The organism is Cupriavidus sp. 05L310 (assembly GCF_056398185.1).
The window spans coordinates 1-8737 of record NZ_JBFTOX010000118.1 but is presented as its reverse complement, the minus strand read 5'-3'; the positions used below and the strand labels follow the sequence as shown (position 1 = coordinate 8737).

The 8737-nt window shown below is 66.3% G+C and carries 5 protein-coding genes and 1 pseudogene; all 6 read left to right on the top strand.

The window, feature by feature from the left end; all coding sequences use genetic code 11:
* A pseudogene (locus AC1DS6_RS41870) lies at positions 1-438 on the top strand (hypothetical protein); the annotation flags it as partial.
* Positions 439-536: 98 nt separating this feature from the next.
* Entirely contained in the window at positions 537-794 is a 258-nt protein-coding gene (locus AC1DS6_RS41865; protein WP_150984982.1) for a PAAR domain-containing protein, read from the top strand.
* Positions 795-2027: a hypothetical protein gene (locus AC1DS6_RS41860; protein ID WP_441637482.1), complete on the top strand. Its 1233-nt coding sequence runs from the start codon at positions 795-797 to the stop codon at positions 2025-2027.
* On the top strand, positions 1994-5596 hold the full coding sequence (locus AC1DS6_RS41855; protein WP_477104719.1) for an ImcF-related family protein: 3603 nt from the start codon (positions 1994-1996) through the stop codon (positions 5594-5596). The genes AC1DS6_RS41860 and AC1DS6_RS41855 overlap by 34 nt, the downstream gene beginning before the upstream one ends.
* A 26-nt stretch (positions 5597-5622) precedes the next feature.
* The gene (gene tssA, locus AC1DS6_RS41850) at positions 5623-7197 is read left to right on the top strand and encodes a type VI secretion system protein TssA (protein WP_477104718.1); all 1575 of its coding nucleotides are present in this window, start codon (positions 5623-5625) and stop codon (positions 7195-7197) included.
* 23 nt (positions 7198-7220) lie between these two features.
* A partial coding sequence (gene tssF, locus AC1DS6_RS41845) for a type VI secretion system baseplate subunit TssF (RefSeq protein ID WP_477104717.1) occupies positions 7221-8737 on the top strand: 1517 nt, incomplete at its 3' end.

Sequence of the window (8737 nt, the reverse complement as noted above, 5' to 3'; positions counted from 1 at the left end):
GCCCTGCTTGCGCTAAACAGCCAGCGCAAGCAGGGCGGCGGCCGCTCGAACCTCGTCACCTGTCAAGTGTCCTCGGCGCAAAATGCGATTTTATTTGGCGGCTTATCTTGGGTGGATTGGCGATGGGACGCGAAAGTAGACCTCTGGCTATTGGGTGAGAGAGGTGATTTCCTTGGTATTGCGAAGGTAATGGCTGGTGGCAATCCCGAAAGTGCAAGAGAAATTTGGGGTGGTTACTTAAAAATAAGTAAAAGGAACAAGGGATTTAAGTTATCCGAGATGATTATGGGTAGTTTGGGGGTGCCAAATATTTTGGCCTGCGATCCGCCTAGTCATGGAAATAAAGAGGTTTACGACCTCATCTCATCGAAATTAAAATCTGAGGGTGATATTTATTATGCAAAATACATCAAATCGAAATTTAATCGTATTAAATAAATATCTTATTTTTGTATTAGTTTTATGGGGGGGTATTTTTTTGCAAAATATGCCGCGATGAAGAATAACTAATGTAGAGGCAAGCAGGAATTTTGATTATGAAAGAACTAGCTTACGAAGACGACGATACAAGTCATGGCGGCAAGATCCTGTCGGGATCGGACCGCATTCAGGTCCGGGGGAGACGAGCCGCGCGGATCGGCGATATCGTGTCGTGTCCGATTCACGGCAACAACAAGATCGTGGAGGGCGGAGCCAGCATGACCGATGCGGGCGTGCCGCTTGCGCGCGACGGCGACCGGACCCAGTGCGGCAGTATCCTCATTGCTCACTGGCGCGGCGCGACGGTTCGGTAAATGCCCATCGATTTTCAGCGGGTACCGCCCAGAGCCACGGTGCCAGACCTGCCGCGCCTGTCGGTCGCCTGGTGGACGTTCCTGTTTGTCGCCATTGTGGGTGGGGGCGCTGCGTTTGTCATCTCCCTCTGGCCCGCGACAAAGCCGACAAACACCTTCTGGTTCTGGCTCTGCGTCATAGGCTATCCCTTGGCTGCTTGGGCCTTTCTGTGGAGCGTGGCCATGGCCGGCGCGTATGCGCGGCGCAGTGACGCCATGGCGGTCAACCGGGCGAGCGATGCCGAGGAACAGGACTGCCATGCGAGCGCTAGCAAGCCACTTGCGATTCTGGCCCACGCCTGGTGCTTTTCTGCTGACGACGCAGAGAACGGCGTTGAGGGCATTGCGAGCGGGCGCATGCAAATGGCTGCCCGGCCAAGTGCGGCATACCCTGAAACGGATGTGATCGCCCGCTGGATCGCGATACCCGAGAAGCCGTTCTACCCGGGCAATGAACTCTCGGAGCACGCCAGGCATAAAGTCGTCACTGACTGGCTGCTTGACCGCTTGCTCCGCCCGGTTATTGCGAGTCTGGAGTCCTTGCCAGCGCAGACCCGGCTACATGTACGGCTCGTCTCTGCGTCATCCGTGGAGGCGGATGAGGTCGGCGCGCGACTTGAAGCCAAGATATTGGCATGCCTCCCGCAGTTGCCCGTCGTCGCGACAGACGATACGGATGATCTGTCGCTGTTTGATGTCGACGCCTGGGCGGACCGCATGCCCGCAGACGAGGTGCAGCTACTCGTCGCACTTCAGTTGAGGCGTGCCATCAGTGAACGCTTGGATGGCGGCGTGGCCGAGGCTGGCGTCGCTTTGCTGGTGGGCCGCCCCGGGGCCTCGCGGCATGGTTCCGCGCTGCACTTGCACCGTCCAGCCCAGGACAGCGCGCAGTCCGCCTCGGATTGCGTGGCGCTCGCAATGCGTTGGGGGCGAACCAGCACCGAAGGCATCGGTGCGGTTTGGGACCAAGCGCTTTCCGACGAGGTGGTCACGCATCTCAAGTCATCGTCGCCCCTGGGCGATGCCGTCACATGGGTGGATCTTGCGAAGACCATCGGCAACTCTGGCAGTGCAGGCGCATGGCTCGCGACTGTCCTCGCTGCCGAGAATGCCGCCCTGTCCGCCCAATCGCAACTCGTCCTCACCCAGGAGGGCGATCGGTGCATCGCCCTCGTGTGCTGCAAGCCATCATGAATGAATACAAGCCACAGCCAGTAGCACGCTATCTCTGTATCGCGATATTGATCCTCTTTGTCGCAGTCGGCCTCGCGGTTTGGTTCGAGGGGCCGGGGCAGGGGCTGTCGCGGCAGCAAGTCAAGCTGTTCGAGATTTCCTTGGCGATCGGGTGCATTGTGTCGCTGCTGCTGGCCAGGTACTACGAATGGTTGGCGCTAAAGATCCAGTTGCTGCGCGCCAGGCTGTGGGTCGCCAACTACGATGCCAGCAAGCGGAGCGAGGCTGCGACGGCGGGAGGCGGCGCGCCGGCAGCGCGTCCCGGGCGACTGGCCACTATACGCGACGCGCTTCACGTGCATCACGGTTGGCGCTGGCGCTACCGCCAGCCCTGGCTGCTGCTCACCGGCGACGACGCCGCCATCGCCCGCCTCCTGCCCGAACTGGCAGAACAAGGCTGGCTGATCACCCCCGACGCGGTGTTGCTATGGAGCAAGGCCAACAAGGAAGGCTGGCCGGACGCCGACTGGCTCAAGCAACTCTACCGACTACGCCGCCGCCGTCCGGTGGACGCGGTGATTCTCACAATGGACAGCGCAACGGATCTGCAGGTGCAGCGCCGCGGCGCCCATCCCCATGGGATGCGCCTGGCGCGCATCGCCGAATTGCTGCGCTGGTCCGCCCCGGTCTACCTGCTCGATGTGGCGGAGGCGAGAACGGTGGGCCACGGCCTCATGCCGGTCATCAGTTGCGAACTGCCGCGCCAGGCGGACGCGGACGCCATCGATGACGCGTTGCGCACGCTGCGCGACCAGCTGGCGCAGCGCGTGGTCGCGCAACTGATGGAGGGCAACCGCGACCGCTATATGGGAGAGCTTTCGCAGCGGCTCGACACCCGCGGCAAAGCGCTCGCCGACTGGATCGCCGGATTGGGGGGCCGGCAGCGCCGGCGCATCGCCGTGGAGGGTATTGTCTTTGCGCCGTATCCACGGCCCATCGCCGGCGATGCGAGCGTGCAGAGCAGCATCGACCTGCCGCTCTGGCACTACCTGGGCGAAGCCGCCCGCCGCCAGCCGGGACAGCGCGTTGGCTGGCACCCGGTCACGGTGTCTGCCATCGTGGGCCTGACGGCCATCGGCTTGTGGAGTGCCGGCATGCTGGTCTCCGGCGTGCTGAACGGGCGGGACATCCACGCCGCCCGGCAATCCGTGAACGACTTTCAGACGGCCCCCAACCCGGCGGCCCGCCTGCGCGCGCTCCTCGCCTTGCAGCAGCAGATCGAGCGCTACGAGTACCGTACCCAGCATCATGCGCCGCTTGCGACCCGCTTTGGCCTGAATCGCGATCCGGCGGTCCTCGCCGCGCTGTGGAAGCCCTACGCGCAGGCCAGCCGCGAGCTGCTCGTCGCGCCCGTGCAGCGGGATCTGGAGGCGTCGCTGGTGGATCTCGCGCAACTGCGCACCACGGTGCTGGATGCGGTAACCAACCGGGTGGCGTTGAGCGGCCACCAGGCGCTCAAGACCTATCTGATGCTGACCAACCCCGACCGGGCCGAGCCGGCCTTCCTGGTCCCGCAACTGGTGCAGCACTGGTCCACCGATGCCCGGATGACCCCGGGTGAGCGGCAGGACCTTGCCGAGCGCTTGCTCAAGTTCTATGCGGAGCATTTGAAGGCCAACCCGGCAGGACACATCGAGCCGCGCCCCGAACTGGTCGCCGGGGCCCGCCAGACGCTGCTGGCCGTGATCGGCGAGCGCAATGCCGAGGACACCGTCTATCGGGGCGTGATCCAGACTTTTGGTGAGCACGCTGGCGGCAAGTATCCGGACCAGACCCTGGCCGCGCTGATCGCCGGCACCGATCCCCGGGGGCTGGTGCGAGCCGCGGCCATCGTGCCGGGGGTCTTCACCCGGCAGGCCTATGAGGGCTATGTCGCCCCCGCGATCGAGCAGGCCGCCAAGCGCACGGAGATCGCCAATGACTGGGTGCTGACCGATGGCAAGCCGCAGCAACAGCAGCAGCAGACTGAGAGCCGTTCGGCCGAAGCGCTGCAGGCGGCCCTGACCGAGCAGTACTTCGCCGATTACGCGGAGCATTGGCAGGGCTTCATGAACAGCTTGCAATGGGAGGCCGCGCCGACCCTGCCGGCCGCGATCGGGCAGCTCAAGCTGATGGCCGACGCGCGCCAGTCGCCGGTGATCGCGCTGATGAAGTCGCTCGAATACCAGGGCGGCGCCGGCGCCCGCAAGGACTCGCTGTCCGATACGCTGGTGGCCAAGACGCAGGACCTGCTCGGCAAGAAGCCGGCGGGGCCCGAGGTGGCGAAGCCGGACGCGGCGGGGCCGCTGGGCGCGGCCTTTGGCCCGGTGCTGCGGCTGGTGGCGCAGGGTCAGCCCGGCAGCGCCAGCGCGGGCACCAGCGGTGACCTGAGTCTGCAACGGTTCCTTGACCGCGCGACGGCACTGCGCCTGCGCCTGCAGCAGGTCGGCAACAGCGCCGATGCCGATGCGCAGGCCCGTCAGATGGCGCAGGCGCTGTTCCAGGGCAAGGGCTCGGAACTGGCCGACACCCAGGCCTATGCGCAACTGATGGCGGCGAGCCTCGGCAGCCAGTGGGCGGGCATGGGCGAGACGCTGTTCGTGCGGCCCATCGCGCAGGCGACGCAGACGGTGCTGCAACCGGCGCAGGCAAGCTTGAACGACGCGTGGCGCCAAAGCATCGCGATGACATGGAGCCGCTCGTTCTCCGGACGCTATCCGTTTGCGGACACCGCCAACGATGCCTCGCTGGCCGAGCTGGCGCGCTTCCTGCGTCCGCAGAGCGGCTTGATCGGGTCCTTCCTCGGCACGCAGCTGGCGGGCGTGCTCGAACTGCAGGGCGATCAGTGGCTGCCGGCAGCCACTGGCGGGCAGGCGCAGTCCTTCGATCCGGCCTTCCTCAACGCGATCAACACCTTGCAGCGCATGGCGGCGCACCTGCTGGCGCAGGGCGAGCCGCAGTACCGCTTCGAGTTCAAGCCGATCCCCACCCCGGGCCTGACCGACACGCTGCTGACGCTCGATGGGCAGACGCTGCACTACTACAACCAGCGCGAGACGTGGCAGGCAATGCGCTGGCCGGGCAACAACCTGCAGGACCCGGGAACCCGGCTGCAATGGCAGACCGAGCGCGCCGGCACCAGCAAGAGCTACGAGTTCGGCGGCCGCTGGGGCCTGGTGCGGATGCTGGAGCGCGCGCACGTCGAACCGGTGGATAGCGCGAACTACCAGCTGACGTGGCAGGCGAGGCCGGACGCGCTGGATGCGCCGGAAACGCTAGAAGGGCCAGGCGCACCGAAGGCCCCTGCCGAGAACCGGGCCGATGCGCACGGCCGGACCTTCGCCGAAGATCCCGACAGCCTGACGGCGCGCAGCGCCCAGGCGCCTGTTGCGGCGGACGTGACCTATCCGGTGCGCTACCTGATGCGTACCGAGGTCGGGCAGGGGCCGCTGGAGATGCTGGCGCTGCGGGGCTTTGTGCTGCCAACGCGGATCTTCGTGGGCCGGGAGCCGCTGGCGGCGGCCCGCGCTACACCCGCCCTGCGCAAGTAGAGATAGACAGGGACAAACGACAAACCATGTTCAACAAGCTCCTCAACGCGCTCTTCGGCGCGCGTGCCCCTGCGGATCTCGCTCGCTCCACACAGGCGCGCTGGGACCCATGGCTGCAACCCATCCGTCCCGACGCTCCGGCCGGCGACGATCCGGGCTACGACGACGACTTCCTCGCCATCAAGGAGGAGGTGGCCAAGCTGTCCGGCGTGAACGACACGCTGATTGTCGAGTCCGCCGAGCGGCTGCTCAAGCTGACCGCCAAGGACGTGCGCCTTGCCGTGTATTACGTCTACGGGCGCATGCGGCGCGATGGCGCCGAAGGGGTCGCCGCTGGCTTCGAGTTGCTGTCGGCACTGGTCGACCGTTTTGGCGCCCGGCTGCTGCCCGCCCGGGCCGAGAGCCGCAAGGCGGCACTCGAATGGCTGGCCGGCGCGACGTTCACGGACCGGCTCGACCGGGTGCCGGGCCTGGCCGGCGCGCAGCTGGAACGTACCCTGTCGGCACTGGCGCTGATTCTCGAGCGCACGGCGCAGTGGCCGGAACCGGCTCGCCCGGCGCTGGATGGGCTCATCCGTCGCTTCGAGGGCCGGGTCGAGTCACCGTCGGCCACCGGCAACCCTGGTGGGGATGCGCCATCCGGGCCGGCGGCCGCCTCGGTCCTGCCAGCCTTGGGCGAGGTGGCCTCGACGCGCGATCTGCTGGATCGGGCGCGCCAGATGGCGCTGTACCTGCGCCAGCAACCGCAGGGCTACCTCGCGGCCTACCGCCTGATGCGCTGCGTACGGTGGGATACGTTGACCGAGATCCCGCCGCACGAGCACGGCGGCAAGACGCGCCTGGTGGCGCCGCGCGCCGAACTGCGCGCCCAGCTCAAGCGCCTGATGCTGCAAAAGCAGTGGCCGGAACTGCTCGACCGCGTCGAGCAGGCCTTCGCCGAAGGCGCCAATCATTTCTGGCTGGACCTGCCGTACTACGCTTTCACGGCCCAGGATCAGGCCGGCGGCGAGTATGCCCGCGCGCGCGACCTGCTCGCCACTGACTGTGCGCTGATGCTCGAACGCCTGCCCGGCCTCGATCAACTGGCCTTCACGGACGGCACACCGTTTGCGGATGACACCACATTGGCGTGGATTGCGCGCCATGCCACCGTACGCGATGTCGAGCGCGGCGAGCCCATGGTGCCGGTATCGGTCGCGTCCGCCAGCACCGACTGGGCGGAGACGGAAGCCCAGGCGGCGGACCTCGCCGCCCAACAGAGCCTCGATGCCGCGTTCGCCTGGTTGCAGGGCCTGCCGGCGCCGGACGGTGAGCGCGACCGCTTCGTGCGGCAACTGGTGATGGCGCGCGTGGCCGAACGTGCGGGTCGCGCGGACACGGCGTTGCACTTGCTGGGCGCCCTCGAGGTGAACGCGCAGCGCTTTCAGCTGGCCACCTGGGAGCCTTCGCTCGCGTTCGAGGCCAAGCAGCAGCTGCTGCGGTTGATCAAGGCCCGCATGACGCGCAAGGACGCGGACAAGGTCGCTCTTGCTCAGCGTATCGAAGCCCTGCTCGGCGATCTGACCGCCATCGACCCGGCCCGTGCCGTGGCCATCGCCTGACCGGCGAGTTTACTGACAGCCTCATGACCGATCCCACCCAAGACAACGAAATCCTGCGCTACTACGAAGCGGAGATGCGCTACCTGCGCGAAGCCGGCAAGGAGTTCGCCCAGGCGTTTCCCGACCGTGCGCGCATGCTCAATATTGACGGCATCGGCGAGCGCGATCCCCATGTCGAGCGGCTGTTCGAGGGCTTTGCCTTCCTGATGGGGCGGCTGCGCCATAAGCTGGACGACGAGCTGCCGGAGCTGACCGAAGGGCTGGTCAGCATGCTGTGGCCGCACTACCTGTACATGATCCCGTCGCTGTCGATCCTCGAGTTGTCCCCGACCATTGACACGTTGCAGCGCCACGAAACCGTGCCGGCCGGACTGGAGGTGCTGTCCGACCCTGTGCCGCTTGGCACGCAGGCAGCCGGTGGCAATGATGCCGTGCAATGCATCTACCGGACCACGCAAGCAGTCGACTTGTACCCGCTGCGCCTGACCGAGGCCAACGCCTATGCGCGCGAGGATGGCCGCTCGGTGATCCGGTTCAGGCTCGAACTACAGGCGCAGGCACTGCGCGAGCCACTGGCGGTGCCGCGCCTGCGGCTCTACCTCCATGCCGACCGGCCATTGGCACTGGCGCTGTATGCCGCGCTGACCGCCCGGCCGCTGGCCATGCAGGTGCGCATCCCCGGCTACCCGGAGCAACGCCCGGGCGCGTCCCAGGCGATGCCCGGCCTGGCGCTGGAAGCGGCCGGCTTCGACGCGCAGGCACGCCTGTGGCCCAAGCCGGACAATGCTTTTGGTGGCTACCAGCTGCTGCTGGAGTACTTCACCTTTCCCGAGAAGTTCATGTTCGTGGATCTGGTGGGGCTGGACATGGGCGCCATCCCACCAGGTACCGGGCATGTTGACGTGGAGGCGGTACTGACCAGGCCGTTCCCCGACGACATGCGCTTCTCGGCGGAGAACGTGCGGCTCTTCTGCACGCCCATCATCAACCTGTTCGAACTGGAAGCCGACCCGATCACGGTCACGCACGTCGAGACCGAGTACCGGGTGCGGGCCATGGAGCAACACGGGCAGCATGTCGAAGCGTACTCGGTCGATACCGTGCGCGGCTTCGAGGCAGCGAGCGGCGCGCGCTTCGAGTACGCGCCGTTCGCGGCCTTTCGCCACCGGGGCGGCATGCTGCGCCATGAGATGCCCGAGCGCTACTTCCACACCCGGGTGCGCCGCGGTCCCTCGGGCAGGTTCGACACCTGGGTGGTGCTCGGCGGCCATGCCTGGGAGCAGCAACAGACCCTGCCCCAGGAGACGCTGTCGCTGTCGGTCACGGGCACCAACGGCATGCTGCCCCGCAAGGGTCTGCGCGAGGCCGGCATCACGCATATGCGGAGCGGATTCGCCAACATCGGCGCGGTGCGCAACCTGACCGCACCGACCCTGCCGGTGTACCCGCCCACCGCCGACCGCTTCCACTGGCGCGTGCTGTCGCACCTGGCGCCAAACTACCTGTCGCTGCTCGATGCCGAGGTCCTGCGCGGCAGTCT

What these genes read in the sequence shown, in the direction of transcription:
- AC1DS6_RS41860 (WP_441637482.1), top strand. Translation starts at nt 795, where the DNA reads ATGCCCATCGATTTTCAGCGGGTACCGCCCAGAGCCACGGTGCCAGAC.
- AC1DS6_RS41865 (WP_150984982.1), top strand. Translation starts at nt 537, where the DNA reads ATGAAAGAACTAGCTTACGAAGACGACGATACAAGTCATGGCGGCAAG.
- tssA (WP_477104718.1), top strand. Translation starts at nt 5,623, where the DNA reads ATGTTCAACAAGCTCCTCAACGCGCTCTTCGGCGCGCGTGCCCCTGCG.